Origin of the sequence: Pseudomonas sp. TE3-3-F2023, from assembly GCF_036784815.1 — a bacterium.
GTDB lineage: Bacteria > Pseudomonadota > Gammaproteobacteria > Pseudomonadales > Pseudomonadaceae > Aquipseudomonas > Aquipseudomonas pudica.
In genome coordinates, this window is the sequence record NZ_CP145113.1 from 4795600 (window position 1) to 4815235 (window position 19636).

The window sequence follows — 19636 nt, forward strand, 5'->3', positions numbered from 1 at the left end:
CGAGCGGAAGATCGCTAATGCTAGCGGAGCGGGGGCAAAATTGCACCCTGCGCAAGTCGGCTAAGCTTTGAAACTGGCGCGCCATCCAGGGAGGATTGCCTTTGCGAAGACTGCTGGCCCTGTTGCTGCTGTGGAACACCTACAGCCAGGCTGAACAGCCCGTGTTGCGTTTTTCTGTCGCCGAGAGCTGGAGCATGCCGCTGGTGCGCATCGAAAGCGACCAGCCGGTGGAAGGTTTGCTGTACGACCTGATGCAGGCCTTGGCCAAGGAGGTGGGCGTACGCCCCGAATACCATGTCATGGCCCGCCTGCGCCTGCAGGAGGCGATGAATAACGGTGACATAGATGTGCGCTGCTATGTCAGCACCCAGTGGTTCAACGACCGGCCGGGGAATTTTGTCTGGAGCATCCCGCTGCTGCACCAGCGAGACCTGCTGGTAGGCCGCGCGGGTGACAGTACCCCGCTGCCGCCGGAACAACTGCCTGTCCAGGCCATCGGCACAGTGCTTGGCTATACCTATTCGACCTTGCAACCGCTGCTGGACCAGGGCCGTCTGCACCGCGAGGACAGCCGCAGCCAGTTGCTGGTGCTGCAGAAGCTGCAAGCCGGGCGCTATCGGCATGCGGTAAGCAACCAGCTGTCGTTGCAGTGGTTCAATCAGGGGCTACCCGCCGAGCAGCAATTGCAGGCGCTGGCGGTGCTGGAGGACCAGGACCTGGGGTGCATGGTACGCAATGACCCGGCGATACCGACCCAAGGGCTGCTGCGGGCACTGGTGAAGATGAAGCAGTCGGGGGAGATCGAGCGGATTGTGCAGCGGTATGGGGGGATGGGCAACCAAGAACCCATGTCTGTGGCTCGCCCCTGAGCCACGCATACCCGATGCCCCCCCCGCCCCTTGTACGCCCGTTGTGGGAGCGGGTTCACCCGTGAACACCGGCAAAGCCGGTGCCATCCACCGAGTTGCCCTCTTCGCGGGCATGCCCGCTCCCACAGGATTGTGCGCTCGCGTTAACCAAGCACCCTGCCCTCACGCCAAAGCCAGCAAACCCGCACTCAAGAACATCCCCACGCCAAACACAGAATGCGTGGCCAGGCTCTTCAGGCAGTTGCGCGCAGGCGTCGGCGTCCTCGACGCAAAGAACCCCGCGCCCATCGCCGGCTGCATGAAGCACAAAGGCGCCACGACCGTCACCACACCAACAACCAGCGCAGGCAACAATGTAGGTGCCAGCAACCAGCCCTCCCCCACGATCACGACCAGCAGCATCGCGAACAGCACGCCGATGGCGTAATGAATCCCCCACCCCAACGCCAGCTCATGCCGCACCGGTTCCGCCTTGGCAATCGCCTGGTGCCGCACACGCCCGTGCAGCAAATGCCCCGCCCAACGCCCGACCATGGCGAAGTTCAGCGTGGCGACACCCATCCGCCTCAGCAGCAGCCCCCACAAGTCCATCACCATCGTGGCCCCGATACCAATTGGCAAGGCGGCGGAAAACATCGCAGTAAACGTCATTGAACAAGCCCTCGAAGATTGACGGTCATCACCATGCCGCGCAGCATAGAAGTTGAAGTCAACTTCAAGTCAAGGGCCCGAAATGGACATTGCCGACGTCGCCAAACGCACAGGCGTACCCGCCTCGACGCTGCGCTACTACGAGAAGAAAGGCCTGCTCAAGTCACTTGCCGGGCCTGGCAAGCGGCGGCAGTTCGCAGCCGATGTTGCAGAACGGCTGGCGCTGATCGCCCTGGGCCAGGCTGCGGGGTTTTCGCTGGAGGAAGTGGGGGCGATGCTGGTGGACCTGCAGGTCGACCGCCAGATGCTGATCGCCAAGGCCGACGAACTGGATGCACGAATCAGGCGCTTGCAGGCGATGAGCAAAGGCTTGCGGCATGCGGCGCAGTGCCCTGAGGAAGATCACCTGGCATGCCCGAAATTCCAGCGGCTGATGAAGCTGTCGGCGGCGGGGCATGGGAAAAAAAAGGGCAGTTCAACAGTTGCCTTTAAGTGACCAGGATAAAACCACCACCTGAATGCATCATCGCCTGAATAGAGTAGTGGCAATACGATATCAATAAGCCACTACTCAGTGTAGAGTTACGCGCCTCCGCGCCCAGCCGTGCGCCGAGAACAGTACTCACACTCAGGAAATGTTGCATGTCCACAATTCGAAATCTCACCGCTGCCGCACTGATAGCGCTGACCACTGGTTGTGCTACCGGCCTCAATTCGGCCCAAGAGTCGGAACTTGCCAGCTATCGCGCCAGAAACCTCGCAGTTGAAGAGAAAAGCCCAGGGCTTGCTGCCGGCCTTGGCCTGCTTCCAGGTGGCGGTTCGTTCTACGGTCGCGCATATGGCTTTGGTGTGGTGAACCTGCTGTTCTGGCCGCTTTCCATTCTGTGGGACCCGGTGAGTGGGCATGACGCTGCAGAGATGATCAACTACCAAGCCACCAAAGCCCATGTTGCAACGCTGAAAAAGCACGACATGGACGAACTCGATGCCAAGCTGGAATCTGACTCGATCGACCTCAAACGCTACACGCTCGACAAACGCAGAATCGATGAGAAGTACAACCTGTAAAGGCATCTGCCGCACAGCGCAACGATCGGCCTGAGGTCTGTACGTTCCCAACGATAACGCGGCGCGCCTTTCAATAGTTGAAGCCATACACGATGTAAGGCTTTCGTCTTGCTTTACCGGCATATCACTCAAGGATTATTCAAGTGACCTACTTCCGTGTGCTTCTAGTCTCGGTATTTATTGCCCTTTGCACAGGGTGCGCTTCGCCTGCTCAAATTTCCGGAATGTCCGTGGCATCCGACCAGGCCGATGCGCAGTTTTATGATCAACGGCTGCATCGCAACATTCAGGTAACCGAAGTAAATGGCGGAGACGCCACCAACCCGCTCTGGACTTCGGAAATCGACGGCCCTGACTTCGGTGCCGCACTCAAACAATCACTTGCCAGTGCTGACCTGCTTGGCGAAGCACCTGCTGCCTACACTCTGCGCGCCAACCTGCTGCGCGTCGACCAACCCATTTTTGGCTTGGATTTCGAAGTTACCTGCGAGGCTGAATATACGTTGACCGAGTCTGCTTCAAATACCGTTATTTTCCGAGAGATCATTCGGACGCCCTTTACCGCCGGCGTTGGCGACTCCGTTATCGCGATCAAGCGCCTGCGGCTGGCCAATGAAGGTTCGGCACGCACAAATATCAGCACGCTGCTGAAGCGCCTCAAGGCGCTCAAACTTGAGGCCGGACAGGTTTCTCTAAAGTAACGGATACCTGCTGATACCGGGCTTTCGATGCGGGTAGGACAACAGCGCCTACTCCGCTGCATCGGCGCGGTCGCGGCAGGAATGGAAGTCAGATGGCACCTACCGGCGCCGGGCACATGCCTGCGTCTTGCAGCCCCGAAGGATTGCTTCCTGGAAGGTGCCGAGCCTGTTGCCCGTAGATCGAACACCAACACCTGCGACTCACCTTGTGAGAAGTTGCCCGCATAGATTTTCGTATCCTGGAGGATTTTCAGCGATCCGGCTTGCCGCGTTTTCGAGGCGATCAGCTGGAGCTTTCCATGCCGTTCTACGGCCGGAAAGTGCTTCTGTTGGTATGAAGGCTTGGTGGGAGCGAATGGGGGATCAGCCAGAATGTAGCAGGTGCTCGGACGCTCGTTACTCATCAAGATCGATGATAGATAACATCGACATTTACTTGTTTTCTATCAACCGAATGAAATGGAGAATGGCGCCTGAACTCAAATCTGGAACTGTCTGATGCGCTTTATGCCTCTTGCTGCTGCCTCCTTCACTCTCACGCTGCTGGCGGGGTGCGCATCCGCGCCTAACCAGCCGACAAAGGAGCTGGTGACCGCTAAATCTCCGGAAGTTTTTTCCGCCTGCGTCATGCAGAAGCTGCAAGAGAATCAGCAATCGCCGAACGTTACCCATACGAGCCGAAGCTATCGCGTGATCCTGAGCAGCCCTGTTGCCGCGGACAATGTGATCGAGACGTTCAAAGGGGACACGGGCGGGAAAGTCTACGTTTATCAGCGAGGGCTCTTTTCTGAAAACCTCGTTCGCGTAGCTTCCCAATGCGCTTGAGGAGAGGGAGGCTCTCACCAGGCCGAAGTTGTCGAGCTGGGTAAAGCGAGAAATCCTCGAGAATTCAAGGACCTGAAATGGAGGCGGCCCCACCAGCCACACCCCGGCACTCGATGTTCCCGCTATGGCTGCTCCCTTCCGGGCCTGACCAGGTTAACGGGTAATCAATGCGGGGGGACCGATGGGGCCACCACTACAAGGCTCGCTGAACAGCGAGTGGCGCCATTGTACCGGTCTTGGGGGCAGATACAACCTCTGGAGGAGAAAAAGTCATCATTTCTCAATGACTTGTCCGGGCTGGGGTGGCCTGGAGCTGCCAACTCGCGGGTGAACCCGCTCCTACAGGGTTGGCGCTGACAGCAAGATCAGCGCAGGACCTGTGGGAGCAGGCGCCGCGGTGGATGGCACGGGCTTCGCCCGTGTTCGCGGGCACGCCCGCCCCCACAAGGACCGTGCAAGCAGCAAGATCTGCCATTGGCCTGCTAGACAGCGATGCCCTGCTCACCCAGGAAGGTGACGAAGGCATCTTCATCAAGTACCTTCACGCCCAACTCGCTGGCCTTGGCCAGCTTGGACCCCGCCCCCGGCCCCGCCACCACGCAGTGGGTCTTGCCAGAAACCGAACCCGCCACCTTGGCCCCCAGGCTTTCCAGCTTTTCCTTGGCGATATCACGGCTCATGCGCTCCAGGGTGCCGGTCAGCACCCAGGTCTGGCCGGCCAGCGGCAGGCCTTCGGCGACTTTCTTCTCGCTGCTCCAGTGCATGCCGAACGCCAGCAACTGTGCCTCGATGTCCCGGGCCAGCTTCTGGTTGGCTTCATCCTTGAAGAACTCGCGCACGGCTTCGGCCTGCTTGGTCGCCAGGGCCTGGCGCAGGTCGATGCCGTCGGCGGCGATGATCTTGTCCAGGCTGTCGAGCTTGGCCACCAGCTTCTCGGCACCGGTCGGGCCAACCGAGGCGATATCGAGCTTGGCTATCATGCCGGCCAGGGTGGTGCTGGCGGCGAATTCGGCAGCCAACTCGCCTTCGTCCTGCAGTTGCATGCCACTGTCGAGCAACTGTTTGATGACCTTGCGGTTGTGCTCGTCCTCGAAGAAGTTGTGAATCTCGTAGGCCACCTCCAAGCCGATGTCTGGCAAGTAGGTGAGCACTTGCGGCAGCGCTTGCTGCACGCGCGCCAGGCTGCCCAGCGAGCGGGCCAGCACCTTGGCGGTCTCCTCGCCTACGTCCGGTATGCCCAGGGCGTAGATGAAGCGCGCCAGGCTCGGGCGCTTGCTGGCTTCGATGGCATCCAGCAGCTTCTTGCTGGACACTTCGGCAAAACCTTCCAGGCCAACGATCTGGTCAAATTCCAGCTTGTACAGGTCGGCCGGCGAGCCGATCAGGCCTTCGTCCACCAGTTGCTCGACGCTCTTCTCGCCCAGGCCGTCGATGTCCATGGCGCGGCGCGACACATAGTGGATGATTGCCTGCTTGAGCTGGGCACCACAGGCCAGGCGACCGACGCAGCGGTACACCGCGCCCTCGCTGGTGGTTTCCTTGCCCTTGCTACGCTTGACCAGCTGGGTACGCTCGACCTGCGAGCCGCATACCGGGCATTCGCTCGGCACCTGCACCGGGCGCGCATCTTCCGGGCGACGCTCCAGTACCACCTGCATTACCTGAGGGATCACGTCACCGGCACGGCGGATGATCACCGTGTCGCCAATGCGCAGGCCCAAGCGGGCGATTTCGTCCATGTTGTGCAGGGTGGCGTTGGATACGGTCACACCTGCGACCTTGACCGGCCTCAAGCGTGCCACGGGCGTTACCGCGCCGGTGCGGCCGACCTGGAACTCGACATCCAGTACCTCGGTCAGCTCTTCCATGGCCGGGAACTTGTGGGCAATCGCCCAGCGCGGCTCACGGGCGCGGAAGCCCAGTTCGCGCTGGGCGGCCAGGCTGTTGACCTTGAACACCACGCCGTCGATTTCGTATGGCAGGCTGTTGCGTCGCTCGCCGATGTCGCGGTAGTAGGCCAGGCATTCTTCGATGCCGGCGGCATGCTTGAGTTCGCGGCTGATCGGCAGCCCCCAGGCCTTGAGCTGCTCGAGGATACCGATGTGGCTGTCGCCAATGCTCGCGGACACCTGGCCGACGCCATAGCAGCAGAATTCCAGCGGGCGGCTGGCGGTGATTTTCGAATCCAGCTGACGCAGGCTGCCGGCGGCGGCGTTGCGCGGGTTGGCGAAGGTCTTGCCACCGGCTTCGGCCTGGGCGGCGTTGAGCCGATCGAAACCGGCCTTGCTCATGTACACCTCGCCGCGCACCTCCAGCACCGCCGGCCATCCCTCGCCTTGCAGCTTGAGCGGGATGTTGCGCACGGTACGCACGTTGGCACTGATGTCTTCGCCAGTGGTGCCGTCGCCACGGGTGGCGCCCTGCACCAGCTGGCCGTCGCGGTACAACAAGCTTACGGCCAGGCCGTCGAGCTTGGGCTCGCAGCTGTAGTCGACCGCACCGGGCTGGTCGAGGCCGTCTACCACGCGACGGCCGAACTCACGCAAGTCGGCTTCTTCGAAGGCGTTGCCCAGGCTGAGCATGGGCACTTCGTGGCGTACCTGGCTGAACGCGGCCAGGGCTTCGCCCCCAACGCGCTGGGTGGGCGAGTCGGGGGTTACCAGGTGCGGGTGTTCGGCTTCAAGCGCCTTGAGCTCGTTGAACAGGCGGTCGTATTCGGCATCGGGCACGCTTGGCTCATCGAGCACGTAGTAGCGGTAGTTGTGCTGGTCGAGCTCGGCACGCAGTTCGTGGATACGGGTTTCGGCGGTCATGGGATTTGTCTTCTCTTGCAAAGCAAAAGAGCAGCCTGAGGTGGTGCATGGGGCCTGGATTGGTGTTGCCTGCCCCGGCCCTATCGCCGGCAAGCCAGCTCCCACAGGTAAACCACAGGCCTGGAGGGCAGTGATACACCTGTGGGAGCTGGCTTGCCGGCGATAGGGCCAGTGCAGGCAACAGCATTACCCGAACCGACCAGCACGCCCTCAGGCTGCTCTTTCGTCTGGATCTGTCAGCGCTTCTGGGTCAGCGCACGGCGCTCGAACTCGACGATGCGCTGGCGATAGTGCTCGATGGTCTGGGCGGTCAGCACGCTGCGCTGGTCGTCCTTGAGCTCACCGTTCAGTTCGTGCGCCAGCTTGCGCGCCGCAGCCACCATCACATCGAAGGCCTGCTTCGGATGGCGCGGCCCCGGCAGGCCGAGGAAGAAGCTCACCGCGCGGGTGCTGAAGTGGTCGATGTCGTCCAGGTCGAACACACCGGGCTTGACGGCGTTGGCCATGGAGAACAGCACCTCGCCGTGACCGGCCATGCTCTCGTGACGGTGGAATATGTCCATTTCGCCGAAGCGCAGGCCGCTTTCCAGAATGTTCTGCAGCAACGCCGGGCCCTTGAAGCCACCCTCGTCGCGGGAGATGACGCTGATCACCAGCACTTCCTCGGCCGGCGGCAGCTCCTTGACGCTGCTGCTGGCAGGTGCGGCACCGTTGCTGCGGGTATTTTCCGCGGCAAAGTCATCATCGCTGTCGGCAAACAGGTCAGGCTCGCGCGGCTCGGCGCTCAGGTTCAGGTCGCCCTGCTGCGCATCCGCAGCAGCGGTGGCGCGCTTGCCGCGCTTGGCAGCCTTGGCCGGCTTGGGTTCGCGCTCACGATCACGCGCAGAAGCGCTGAGCGACGGCAGGTCGCTTTCGTCCAGCTCAGGCTCCTTGTGGGTATCCAGCACCCGCGACGGGCCAAGCACTTCGGCATTGCCCTCTTCGTCCGGCAGGTTGGAATAACTGCGATCCAGACGGAATTTCAACTTGCCTTTCCCGCCGCGCATGCGGCGCCAGCCGTCGAAAAGAATCCCGGCAATGACAATGATGCCGATGACGATCAGCCACTCGCGCAGACCGATTTCCATGTAATCCCGTGCCTCTATAAAAATATGCTTGAAAACAAAGGGTTCAAAGCCCTTTAACACGTGGCGCCAACTCTATGTTCTGACAGGCGTTTTACCCACGCAAAAAACGAGTGACATTAAGCTAGCACGACCAAAGACAACTTTACACCGTCTGTGGCACATGGCGGGGGCATTTCGCCACAGAATATGCCCTTATCGTCGAGCATCAGGCGTCGACCATGGCCATGGCCTCCTCCACATCGACGGCAACCAGACGTGAACAGCCCGGCTCATGCATGGTCACCCCCATCAATTGGTCCGCCATCTCCATGGCAATCTTGTTATGGGTGATGTAGATGAACTGCACGCTTTCACTCATTTCCTTGACCAGGCGGGCGTAACGCCCGACGTTGGCATCGTCCAGCGGCGCATCGACTTCGTCGAGCATGCAGAACGGTGCGGGGTTCAACTTGAAGATGGCAAACACCAGCGCCAATGCGGTCAGTGCCTTCTCGCCGCCGGACAGCAGATGGATGGTGCTGTTCTTCTTGCCCGGTGGTCGCGCCATGATCGTTACCCCTGTATCGAGTAGATCTTCGCCCGTCAGTTCCAGATAAGCGCTGCCACCACCGAAAACTTTTGGGAAAAGTGCCTGTAATCCGGCATTTATCTGATCAAAGGTATCCTTGAAGCGGTTGCGGGTTTCCTTGTCGATCTTGCGGATGACGTTTTCCAAGGTCTCCAGGGCTTCGACCAGGTCGGCGTCCTGGGCGTCCAGGTAACGCTTGCGCTCGGACTGCTGCTCGTACTCTTCGATGGCCGCCAGGTTGATCGCCCCCAGGCGCTGGATACGCGCCTCGAGCTGCTCCAGCTCCTGTTCGGTGCCCTGCTCGCTGGCCTCGGCCTCCAGGGTGGCGAGCACGCCTTGCAGGTCGTAGCCATCGGCCAGCAACTGCTCCTGCAGGGTCTTGCGTCGCACATCCAGGCCCTGGCACTCCAGGCGCAACTGCTCCAGCTGGCCACGCAGCAACTGGGCCTGCTGCTCGGCCTGGGTACGGCGCTTTTCGGCGTCGCGCAGTTCGCGGTCGGCTTCGTCCATGTGCAGGCGGGCCTGGCGCATTTCTTCGTCGACGCTCATGCGCCGCTCCAGCAGTTCCTCCAGCTTCAGGCGCAGCTCTTCCTGTGGGGCCTCGCCCTCTTCCAGGTTCAGGCTCAGTTGCTCCTGGCGCTCGATCAGGCGCGCGGCCTGCTGCTCCAGGCGCTCCAGGGCCTGCCGGGTGGAATCATGCTGTGCGCGCAGCGAGCCCAGGCGGACAGCCAGCTGGTGGGCGTGATCCTTGTGCTGGCGGGCCTCCTGGCGCACGCGATCGAGGCTTTCGCGCAGGGTGTCGCGGCGGGCCATCAACTGCTCGCGCTGCTCGGTGTCCTGGGCCATCAGCTCCAGGGCCTCCTGCAGCAGCAGGCGGGCTTCGCCCAGCTGCTCATGTTCCAGGGCGCGTTGTTCTTCCAGCTCGGTCAGCTCGTCGTGCAGGCGCCGGCGGCGCAGCTCGACCTGCTCGGCACGTGCGCGGCCAGCCGACAGGTTGGCTTTCAGCTCGCCATGCAGGCGGTTTTCTTCCTGGGTGCGGCGGCGCAGTTGTTCACGCTGCTCTTCAAGGTCCAGCTGCTGCTCGCGCAGGGCCTGCAGTTGCTGCTCCAACTGCTCCAGCGCCGCTTCCTGCTCCAGTTGCTCCTGGCCCAGGCGCTCGATCTCCTGGCCGCGTGCCAGCACGCCGCCTTCGGCTTCGCCGCCACGGCGCACCCGCAGGAAGTGTCGGCCAACCCAGTAGCCATCGCGGCTGACCAGGCTCTGGCCTTCGCCGAGCGAGGCGCGCTGCGCCAGTGCCTGAGCAAGGTCCTCCACGGGTTTGACGTGGCCCAGCCAGGGCGCCAGGTCGACACAGCCTTCGACCTTTTCCAGCAGGCTGCCGGGCAGCGACGAGCCGGTACCGCTGGCCAGCAGCAAGCGTAACTCGCCCTGTTCCAGGCCGGCAAAATCCAGGTTACCGAGGTCGTCCACCAGCACAGCTTGCAGGTCGGCGCCGAGCACGGTCTCTACCGCAAGCTCCCAGCCCGATTCGACCCGCAACCCTTCAGCCAGCCGCGGTTGTTGCTCCAGGCCTTGGCCCTGCAGCCAGTCCGCAGCACCTGCACCCGGCTCCAGGGCGGCCTGTTGCAAGGCTTCGAGCGAGGCCAGGCGCCCGCCCAGGCGTTGCAGGTCGCCCTGCGCCTGCTGCTGGGCCTGGATGGCCTGTTGCAGCTGCTCACGTGCGCCTTCCAGACGTTCGACCACCTGCTCTTCCGACAACTGCAACTCTTCCAGCAACATCTCGCTACTGGCCAGTTGCTCGGCCAGTTCGAGCAGGGCTGCATCCTGTGGGTCGCTGCCCAGCAGCTCGCGCTCTTCGCCCAACTTGCGCTGGCGCTCGGCGTGGCGTTCCAGGCTGGCTTCCAGCTGCTGCAGGCGGGCCTGCTGCACTTCGGCCTGGCGGCGCGGCTCAGCGGAACGGTTGTTGAAGCTGTCCCACTGTTCCTGCCAGCCGTGCATGCCCAGTTCGGCTTCTTCAAGGGCAGCGGCAGCTTGTTCGGCAGCGGCCAGGGTAATCTCCTGCTCGGGCTCGAGCATGGCCAGCTCTTCGCCCAAGGTCGCCAGCAGGGTGCGGTCGTGGCCCAGGTGCGACTCGGTCTCCAGGCGCGTACGCTCGGCCTCCTTGAAGTCATCCTGCAACTGGCGCAGGCGCTGCTGGCCGTGCTGGATGCTCTGCTCGACCCGGGCTATGTCACCAGCGACCGAGTAAAAGCGGCCCTGCACCTGGTTGAAGCGCTCGGACAATTCGTGATGGCCATCACGCAGGCGCTCGATGCTGGCATCGGCATTGCGCTGCTCGGCCACCAGCGCCTCATGGGACACATCCTGGTCGCCGATCACCGCCTCGCGCTGGCGCACCCGTTCGTCCAGGTCACGCCAGCGCAAGGCCGACAGGCGCGCCTTCAGCTGGCGTTCCTGGGCCTTGTATTCGCGGTACTTCTCGGCTGCCTGAGCCTGGCGGTGCAGGCGCTCCAGCTGGCGCTCCAGCTCTTCGCGCAGGTCGGTCAGACGCGCCAGGTTTTCCTGGGTGCGGCGGATGCGGCTCTCGGTTTCCCGGCGGCGTTCCTTGTACTTGGAAATGCCGGCGGCTTCCTCGATGAAGTTACGCAGCTCCTCGGGCTTGGCCTCGATCAGCTTGGAGATCATGCCCTGTTCGATGATCGAGTAGCTGCGTGGCCCCAGGCCGGTACCGAGAAAGATGTCAGTGATATCGCGCCGACGGCACTTGGTACCGTTGAGGTAGTAGCTGTTCTGCCCGTCGCGGGTGACCTTGCGGCGGATCGAGATCTCGGCATAGGCGGCATATTCGCCGACCAGGGTGGTTTCGCTGTTGTCGAACACCAGCTCGATGCTGGCCTGGCTGACCGGCTTGCGGCCACTGGAGCCGTTGAAGATGACATCGGTCATCGACTCGCCGCGCAGGTTCTTCGCCGAACTCTCGCCCATCACCCAGCGCACGGCGTCGATGATGTTGGACTTGCCACAGCCGTTCGGGCCGACCACGGCCGCCATGTTGCTGGGGAAGTTGACCGTGGTCGGGTCGACAAACGACTTGAACCCGGCCAGGCGAATGCACTTCAGGCGCATCGGTCAGCCTCGGGCCAACGCCGCCAGCACCAGTTCGCAACTGCGCTGGCCATAGGCGGTGAGTACCTCGCGAATGCGCGGCAGGTCACGGGCGATCACGGCGTCGAGCAGGCGGGCGAACAGGTCCAGGTAATCGATCATGTTGGCCTGGCGCTGGTCCAGCGACAGGTAGTACGCACGGCTCATCGCCGGCTGCAGGTTTTCCACGGTTTCCTGCAGGAACGGGTTGTCGGCGAACGGATAGGCCGCCCGCATGACCGCGAAGCTGTCGGCGACGAAGGTCTTGATGTCCAGCTGGTCATGGGCCCGCTGCAGGCGCTGCTGGATCTCCAGGAACGGGCGCAGGTCGGCATCGGTGCGCCATTTTTGCGCAACCGCGTTACCCAGCAGGATGTAGAACTCGCCCATCAGTGCGCACAGGCTGCGCACGCTGCGCTCGTCGAGCTCGGTCACGTGTGCACCCCGGCGCGGCAGGATCGCCACCAGGTGGCGACGTTCAAGGATCAGCAGTGCCTCGCGCACCGAGCCGCGGCTGACGTTGAGTGCCTGGGTGACCTTCTGCTCCTGGATACGCTCGCCTGGCGCCAGCTCGCCACGGATGATGCGTTCGGCCAGGTAATCGGCAATCTGCTCGGAGAGGCTGTCCGGGGCCTTGAACGTCATGGTTTTCCTTCAAAATCATTGAACTGGGCACAAGGAACCGATTGTAGCGTAATTGGCCGGTAATCGCGCAGAGGGGCCTGGCGGTTTATTTGAGCTGCAAGGCAACCCGATGCCCGGCGCGATCTATGCTTGGGATATGGGCAATGTGTGCGGCCGGGCCTGGACATGAGCAATTTCTTGACCTTTGAGTCAGAAAAATATTGACCAGCTGGACAGCTCTTGCTTAGAGTCCGCCCAACAACAATAAAACCATTGCGAGGCCATCCCCGTGATCCAGTTTCTCGTCAACCAGGAGCTGCGTAGTGAGCATGCCCTGGACCCAAACATGACGGTGCTGCAGTACCTGCGCGAGCACCTGGGCAAACCTGGCACCAAGGAGGGCTGCGCCAGTGGTGACTGCGGCGCCTGCACCGTGGTGGTCGGCGAACTGACCCAGGACGACCAGGGCAACGACAGCCTGCGCTACCGCAGCCTGAACTCGTGCCTGACCTTCGTTTCGTCGCTGCACGGCAAGCAACTGATCAGCGTCGAGGGTCTCAAGCACCAGGGCCAGCTGCACAGCGTGCAACAGGCCATGGCCGATTGCCATGGCTCGCAGTGCGGCTTCTGCACCCCCGGCTTCGTCATGTCGCTGTTCGCCCTGCAGAAGAACAGCAGCGGCCCCGACCTGCACCAGGCCCAGGAGGCCCTGGCCGGCAACCTGTGCCGCTGCACCGGCTACCGGCCGATCCTCGATGCTGCCGAGCAGAGTTGCCGCCAACCCTGCCGCGACCAGTTCGATGCCCAGCAAGCGCAGACAATCAGCCGCCTCAAGGCCATCGCGCCAACCCAGACTGGCGAGCTGAACAGCGGCGACAAACGCTGCCTGGTGCCGCTGACCGTCGCCGACCTGGCCGACCTGTACAGCTCGCACCCCGAGGCGCGGCTGCTGGCCGGCGGTACCGACCTGGCCCTGGAAGTCACCCAGTTCCACAAGACCTTGCCGGTGATGATCTACGTCGGCCATGTGGCCGAGCTCAAGCGCATCGAGAAGACCGCCAGCCACCTGGAAATCGGCGCCGCCACCCCGCTCACCGACTGCTACGGCGCGCTGAACGAGGAATACCCGGACTTCGGCGCCCTGCTGCACCGGTTCGCTTCGCTGCAGATCCGCAACCAGGGCACCCTGGGCGGCAATATCGGCAACGCTTCGCCAATCGGCGACTCGCCACCCTTGCTGATTGCCCTGGATGCACAGATCGTCCTGCGCCAGGGCGAGCGCCAGCGGGTGATGCCACTGGAGGACTACTTCATCGACTACCGCATCACTGCCCGCCAGGACAGCGAGTTCATCGAGAAGATCATCGTGCCGCGCGCCACCACCGACTGGGCATTCCGCGCCTATAAAGTGTCCAAGCGCCTGGACGATGACATTTCCGCCGTGTGCGGCGCCTTCAACCTGAGCATCGAAGACGGCGTGGTCAGCGGTGTGCGCATCGCCTTCGGCGGCATGGCGGCGATCCCCAAACGGGCCCGTGCCTGCGAAGCGGCTCTACGCGGCAAGCCGTGGAACCAGGCCGCCATCGAGCGTGCGTGCCAGGCCCTGGCGGAAGATTTCACCCCGCTCAGCGACTTCCGCGCCAGCAAGGAATACCGCTTGCTGACCGCGCAGAACCTGCTGCGCAAGTACTTCATCGAACAGCAAACGCCGTACATCGAAACCCGGGTGACCGCTTATGTCTAACCATCACGTAGCCAAGAGCCAGGCCGAGATGGCCAAACTGTTCAGCCAGGACCTGACCACCGGGGTCGGCCGCAGCGTCAAGCATGACAGCGCCGACAAGCATGTGTCCGGCGAGGCGGTATATATCGACGACCGCCTGGAATTCCCCAACCAGTTGCATGTCTATGCACGCACCGCCGACCGCGCCCACGCGCGCATCCTGCGCATCGACACCACGCCGTGCTATGCCTTCGAGGGCGTGCGCATAGCCATCACCCACGAAGACATCCCCGGCCTCAAGGACATCGGCCCGGTAGTGGCCGGCGACCCGCTGCTGGCCATCGACAAGGTCGAGTTCTTCGGCCAGCCGGTGCTCGCCGTGGCCGCCCGCGACCTTGACACCGCACGCCGTGCGGCCATGGCCGCCATCGTCGAGTATGAAGACCTGGAGCCGGTGTTGGATGTGGTCGAAGCATTGCGCAAGAAACATTTCGTGCTCGACAGCCACACCCACCAGCGTGGCGATTCCGCTGCTGCCCTGGCCAGTGCCCCGCACCGCATCCAGGGCACCCTGCACATCGGTGGCCAGGAACACTTCTACCTGGAAACACAGATTTCCTCGGTGATGCCCACCGAAGACGGCGGCATGATCGTCTACTGCTCCACGCAAAACCCCACCGAAGTGCAAAAGCTGGTCGCCGAAGTACTCGACGTGCCAATGAACAAGGTGGTGCTGGACATGCGCCGCATGGGTGGCGGTTTTGGTGGCAAGGAAACCCAGGCCGCCAGCCCGGCGTGCCTGTGCGCCGTGGTGGCGCGCCTGACCGGCCAGCCGACCAAGATGCGCCTGCCACGGGTCGAAGACATGACCATGACCGGCAAACGCCACCCGTTCTACGTCGAGTATGATGTGGGCTTCGACGACGACGGGCGCCTGCACGGCATCAACTTCGACCTGGCCGGCAACTGCGGCTACTCGCCCGACCTGTCCGGTTCGATCGTCGATCGCGCCATGTTCCACTCCGACAACGCCTACTACCTGGGCGATGCCACCGTGCACGGCCACCGCTGCAAGACCAACACCGCCTCCAACACTGCTTACCGCGGCTTCGGCGGCCCGCAGGGGATGGTCGCCATCGAGCAGGTGATGGACCACATCGCCCGCCACCTGGGCCGTGACCCGCTGGCGGTGCGCAAGGCCAACTACTACGGCAAGACCGAGCGCAACGTCACCCACTACTACCAGACCGTCGAGCACAACATTGTCGAAGAGATGACCGCCGAACTGGAAGCCAGCAGTGACTACGCCGAGCGCCGCGAGTCTATCCGCCGCTTCAACGCCAACAGCCCGGTCCTGAAGAAGGGCCTGGCGCTGACCCCGGTCAAGTTCGGTATTTCGTTCACCGCCACCTTCCTCAACCAGGCCGGTGCGCTGATCCATATCTACACCGACGGCAGCATTCACCTGAACCACGGTGGCACCGAGATGGGCCAAGGCCTGAACACCAAGGTGGCACAGGTGGTGGCTCAGATCTTCCAGGTCGACTTCAGCCGCATCCAGATCACCGCCACCAATACCGACAAGGTGCCCAACACCTCGCCGACCGCTGCCTCCAGTGGTGCCGACCTGAACGGCAAGGCGGCGCAGAACGCTGCCGAAATCCTCAAGAAGCGCCTGACCGAGTTCGCCGCGCGGCACTACCAGGTGACCGAAGAAGACGTCGAGTTCCGCAACGGCCATGTACGCGTGCGTGACCAGATCGTCAGCTTCGAGCAACTGGTGCAGCAGGCCTACTTCGCCCAGGTGTCGCTGTCCAGCACCGGCTTCTACCGCACGCCGAAAATCTACTACGACCGCAGCCAGGCACGTGGCCGGCCGTTCTACTACTTCGCCTTCGGCGCCGCCTGCGTGGAGGTGGTGGTCGACACCCTGACCGGCGAATACAAGATGCTGCGCGCCGACATCCTGCACGATGTGGGTGACTCGCTGAACCCGGCCATCGACATCGGCCAGGTGGAAGGCGGCTTCATTCAGGGCATGGGCTGGCTGACCACCGAAGAACTGGTGTGGAACGCCAAGGGCAAGCTGATGACCAACGGCCCGGCCAGCTACAAGATCCCTGCAGTGGCCGACATGCCGCTGGATTTGCGGGTGAAGCTGGTGGAGAACCGCAAGAACCCGGAAGACACCGTGTTCCACTCCAAGGCCGTGGGCGAGCCGCCGTTCATGCTCGGCATCGCCGCCTGGTGCGCGATCAAGGACGCCGTGGCCAGCATCGCCGATTACCGCGTGCAGCCACAGGTGGATGCGCCGGCGACGCCGGAGCGGGTGTTGTGGGGGTGCGAGCAGATGCGCAAGGCGGTGGCTGCAGCGCAACCTGCCGAGCCGGAGCTGGAAACCGTCACTCACTGAGGTTGGGTGGGCGCCTGTTCGGGCCCTATCGCCGGCAAGCCGGCTCCCACAGGTACTGCGCCGCTGGCAAGCCCTGTGTTGTACCTGTGGGAGCCCGGCTTGCCGGCGATAGGGCCAGTACAGGCCACCTGAAATGAGGATCTGCATCATGCACCAATGGATCAACGCCCTCGCCGACCACCAGTCCCGTGGCGAAGCCTGCGTGCTGGTCACCATCATCGAGGAGCGCGGCTCGACCCCGCGCAATGCCGGCTCGAAAATGGTCGTCAGCGCCAGCGGCCTGTTCGACACCATCGGCGGCGGCCACCTGGAATACAAAGCCCTGCACATCGCCCGGCAGATGCTCGAAGAGCACCGCACCACCCCGCACCTGGAGCGCTTCAGCCTCGGTGCCAGCCTTGGCCAGTGCTGCGGCGGCGTCACTGTGCTGCTGTTCGAACCCATGGCCGCGGTGCAGGCGCAGATCGCGGTGTTCGGCGCGGGCCATGTCGGCCGGGCTCTGGTACCCTTGCTCGCCGCGCTGCCCTGCCGGGTGCGCTGGATCGATTCGCGCGAGCAGGAATTCCCTGCCCTGATCCCCGACGGGGTGACCAAGGTGGTCAGCGAGGAGCCGGTCGACGAGGTAGCAGAGCTGCCGCCAGGCTGCTATTGCATCGTCATGACTCACAACCACCAGCTCGACCTGGAACTGACCGCCGCCATTCTCAAGCGCAACGACTTCACCTGGTTCGGCCTGATCGGCTCGAAGACCAAACGGGTCAAGTTCGAGCACCGCCTGCGCGAACGCGGCTACGACGATGCCGTGATGGCGCGCATGCGCTGCCCGATGGGCCTGGCCGAGGTCAAGGGCAAGCTGCCCATCGAGATCGCCGTGTCCATCGCCGGTGAAATCATCGCCACCTACAACGCCTGCTTCGGCCAGCACGATGCTGCCGCCAATGCCGGCCCCATTGCCCAGTTGCTGCCGCCTTCCCGGCGCAGCCAAGCCATTTGACGAGTGTGTTATGACCGTTACCCGCAAAGCCTACCGTGCCGCCATCCTGCACAGCATCGCCGACCCGGCCGAGGTGGGCCTGGAGGCTTCCCATGAATACTTCGAGGACGGCCTGCTGGTGGTCGACGATGGCCGTATCCGTGCCGTTGGCCACGCCGCCGAACTGCTGCCGACCCTGGATGCCGATATCCCGGTCGAGCACTACCAAGACGCGCTGATCACCCCGGGGTTCATCGACACCCATATCCACTTCCCGCAGACCGGCATGATCGGCTCCTACGGCGAACAGCTGCTGGACTGGCTGAACACCTACACCTTCCCTTGCGAAAAGCAGTTCGCCGACAAGGGCCACGCCGACCAGGTGGCGAAGATTTTCCTCAAGGAACTGCTGCGCAACGGCACCACCACCGCCCTGGTGTTCGGCAGCGTGCACCCGGAATCGGTCAATGCTTTGTTCGAGGAAGCCGAGCGCCTGGACCTGCGCCTGATTGCCGGCAAGGTGATGATGGACCGCAACGCTCCGGACTACCTGACCGACACCGCCGAGTCCGGCTATGCCGAAAGCAAGGCACTGATCGAGCGCTGGCACGGCAAGGGCCGCCTGCACTATGCAGTCACCCCGCGCTTCGCCCCGACCAGTACGCCTGAACAGCTGGCGCTGGCCGGCCAATTGCTGAAGGAGCACCCGGGCGTGTACATGCACACGCACCTGTCGGAAAACCTCAAGGAGATCGATTGGGTCAAGTCGCTGTTCCCCGAGCAGAAGGGTTATCTCGACGTATACGACCACTTCGAGCTGCTGGGCGAACGCTCGGTATTCGCCCATGGCGTGCACCTGTGCGATGACGAATGCCAGCGCCTGGCCGAAACCGGCTCGGCCGTGGCCTTCTGCCCCACCTCCAACCTGTTCCTGGGCAGCGGCCTGTTCAACCTGCCCCAGGCCGAGCGTTTCAAGGTCAATGTAGGCTTGGGCACCGACGTTGGCGCCGGCACCAGCTTCTCGCTGCTCAACACCCTGAACGAAGCGTACAAGGTGATGCAGCTGCAGGGCGCGCGCCTGCACCCGTACAAGTCACTGTACCTGGCCACCCTTGGCGGCGCCCGCGCGCTGCGCCTGGACGACCGCATCGGCAGCCTGCGCCCGGGCAACGATGCCGACTTTGTGGTACTGGACTACAAGGCCACGCCACTGCTGGACTACCGCATCCAACAGTCCAACAGCATCGAGGAAACCCTGTTCGTGCTAACCACCCTCGGCGACGACCGCACTGTGCGTGAAACCTACGCCGCCGGGCGTTGCGTGCACCAGCGCTAAGGTTCTTTTGCCAAGCCCCGGTACAGTGCGCCGCCGATCGCAGCACCGATCAGCGGCGCCACCCAGAACAGCCAAAGCTGTTGCAGGGCCCAGCCACCGACGAACAAGGCCGGCCCCGTGCTACGCGCGGGGTTGACCGAGGTATTGGTCACCGGGATCGAGATCAGGTGGATCAGGGTCAGGGCCAGGCCGATGGCGATCGGTGCAAAACCCGCAGGCGCCCGGGCATCGGTGGCACCCATGATCACCACCAGGAACATCGCCGTCATCACCACCTCACTGGCAAAGCCCGCCCCGAGCGTGTAGCCGCCGGGCGAGTGGTCGGCGTAGCCGTTCGAAGCCAACCCCGCAGACAGCTCGAAACCTGCCTTGCCGCTGGCGATGAGGTAGATCACACCTGCCGCCAGGGTGGCGCCGATCACCTGGGCGATCACGTAGGGCAACAGCTCTTTGGCCGGGAAGCGCCCGCCCACCACCAGCCCGAACGACACGGCGGGGTTGAGGTGACAGCCGGAGATATGACCGATGGCAAAGGCCATGGTCAGCACGGTAAGGCCGAAGGCGAAGGCGACGCCAAGTACACCGATGCCGACGGGGGAACTGGCGGCGAGTACCGCACTGCCACAGCCACCAAGTACCAGCCAGAAGGTGCCGACCAGTTCGGCCCCCATGCGTTTACCGAGGGACATGCTCATGAATCCTTTCCTCAAGAAGTTGAACGCAACGGACGCGCAAGCCCAACTGCTTGATGAAGGTTTGCTCACAAGAATTTAGCAGACGTTTGGTCAACTGCGAGAGATG

Annotated in this window: 15 protein-coding genes and 1 other RNA gene; 9 read left to right on the forward strand and 7 right to left on the reverse strand. The window is 63.1% G+C overall.

Annotated features, from left to right (window positions below):
* Nucleotides 1-101: 101 nt before the first annotated feature.
* Entirely contained in the window at nt 102-869 is a 768-nt protein-coding gene (locus tag V3314_RS22050; protein ID WP_135002847.1) for a transporter substrate-binding domain-containing protein, read from the forward strand.
* 162 nt (nt 870-1031) lie between these two features.
* Here V3314_RS22050 and V3314_RS22055 read toward each other — a convergent pair whose 3' ends face one another.
* Nucleotides 1032-1520: a DUF2938 domain-containing protein gene (locus V3314_RS22055; RefSeq protein WP_046615049.1), complete on the reverse strand. Its 489-nt coding sequence runs from the start codon at nt 1518-1520 to the stop codon at nt 1032-1034.
* 82 nt (nt 1521-1602) lie between these two features.
* Here V3314_RS22055 and V3314_RS22060 point away from each other — a divergent pair, with 82 nt between their 5' ends.
* The 4 genes from V3314_RS22060 to V3314_RS22075 all read left to right on the forward strand — a co-directional run bounded on the left by V3314_RS22060 (nt 1603) and on the right by V3314_RS22075 (nt 4114).
* Complete coding sequence (locus tag V3314_RS22060; protein ID WP_135002848.1) at nt 1603-2016, forward strand: helix-turn-helix domain-containing protein; 414 nt, start codon at nt 1603-1605, stop codon at nt 2014-2016.
* Nucleotides 2017-2162: 146 nt separating this feature from the next.
* Entirely contained in the window at nt 2163-2588 is a 426-nt protein-coding gene (locus tag V3314_RS22065; protein WP_015271150.1) for a hypothetical protein, read from the forward strand.
* 143 nt (nt 2589-2731) lie between these two features.
* A complete protein-coding gene (locus V3314_RS22070; protein WP_338459642.1) occupies nt 2732-3289 on the forward strand; it encodes a hypothetical protein in 558 nt (185 codons plus the stop codon).
* A 498-nt stretch (nt 3290-3787) separates the two neighbouring features.
* A complete protein-coding gene (locus tag V3314_RS22075; RefSeq protein WP_046615046.1) occupies nt 3788-4114 on the forward strand; it encodes a hypothetical protein in 327 nt (108 codons plus the stop codon).
* 87 nt (nt 4115-4201) lie between these two features.
* Here V3314_RS22075 and ffs read toward each other — a convergent pair.
* From ffs to V3314_RS22100, 5 genes are all read right to left on the reverse strand, one after another.
* Nucleotides 4202-4298, reverse strand: an RNA gene (gene ffs, locus V3314_RS22080) — signal recognition particle sRNA small type.
* Between the two features lie 298 nt (nt 4299-4596).
* A complete protein-coding gene (gene ligA / locus V3314_RS22085) occupies nt 4597-6927 on the reverse strand; it encodes an NAD-dependent DNA ligase LigA (RefSeq protein ID WP_338459643.1) in 2331 nt (776 codons plus the stop codon).
* A 236-nt stretch (nt 6928-7163) separates the two neighbouring features.
* Nucleotides 7164-8054, reverse strand: a complete 891-nt coding sequence (gene zipA / locus V3314_RS22090; protein WP_015271153.1) for a cell division protein ZipA — start codon at nt 8052-8054, stop codon at nt 7164-7166.
* Nucleotides 8055-8259: 205 nt separating this feature from the next.
* Nucleotides 8260-11748 (reverse strand): chromosome segregation protein SMC, encoded by a 3489-nt coding sequence (gene smc / locus V3314_RS22095; protein ID WP_338459644.1) that lies wholly within the window; start codon nt 11746-11748, stop codon nt 8260-8262.
* Nucleotides 11749-11751: 3 nt separating this feature from the next.
* Nucleotides 11752-12411 (reverse strand): GntR family transcriptional regulator, encoded by a 660-nt coding sequence (locus V3314_RS22100; RefSeq protein ID WP_046615036.1) that lies wholly within the window; start codon nt 12409-12411, stop codon nt 11752-11754.
* A 268-nt stretch (nt 12412-12679) separates the two neighbouring features.
* Here V3314_RS22100 and xdhA point away from each other — a divergent pair, with 268 nt between their 5' ends.
* The 4 genes from xdhA to guaD all read left to right on the forward strand — a co-directional run bounded on the left by xdhA (nt 12680) and on the right by guaD (nt 18835).
* Nucleotides 12680-14134: a xanthine dehydrogenase small subunit gene (gene xdhA / locus V3314_RS22105; RefSeq protein ID WP_085601239.1), complete on the forward strand. Its 1455-nt coding sequence runs from the start codon at nt 12680-12682 to the stop codon at nt 14132-14134.
* A complete protein-coding gene (xdhB, locus tag V3314_RS22110; protein WP_338459645.1) occupies nt 14127-16526 on the forward strand; it encodes a xanthine dehydrogenase molybdopterin binding subunit in 2400 nt (799 codons plus the stop codon). The genes xdhA and xdhB overlap by 8 nt, the downstream gene beginning before the upstream one ends.
* A gap of 148 nt (nt 16527-16674) precedes the next feature.
* Nucleotides 16675-17520: a xanthine dehydrogenase accessory protein XdhC gene (gene xdhC / locus V3314_RS22115; protein WP_063912780.1), complete on the forward strand. Its 846-nt coding sequence runs from the start codon at nt 16675-16677 to the stop codon at nt 17518-17520.
* A 10-nt stretch (nt 17521-17530) separates the two neighbouring features.
* Complete coding sequence (gene guaD, locus V3314_RS22120) at nt 17531-18835, forward strand: guanine deaminase (protein ID WP_025340027.1); 1305 nt, start codon at nt 17531-17533, stop codon at nt 18833-18835.
* Here the strand turns inward: guaD and aqpZ are convergent.
* The gene (aqpZ, locus tag V3314_RS22125; RefSeq protein WP_338459646.1) at nt 18832-19530 is read right to left on the reverse strand and encodes an aquaporin Z; all 699 of its coding nucleotides are present in this window, start codon (nt 19528-19530) and stop codon (nt 18832-18834) included. The genes guaD and aqpZ overlap by 4 nt on opposite strands.
* Nucleotides 19531-19636: the final 106 nt, after the last annotated feature.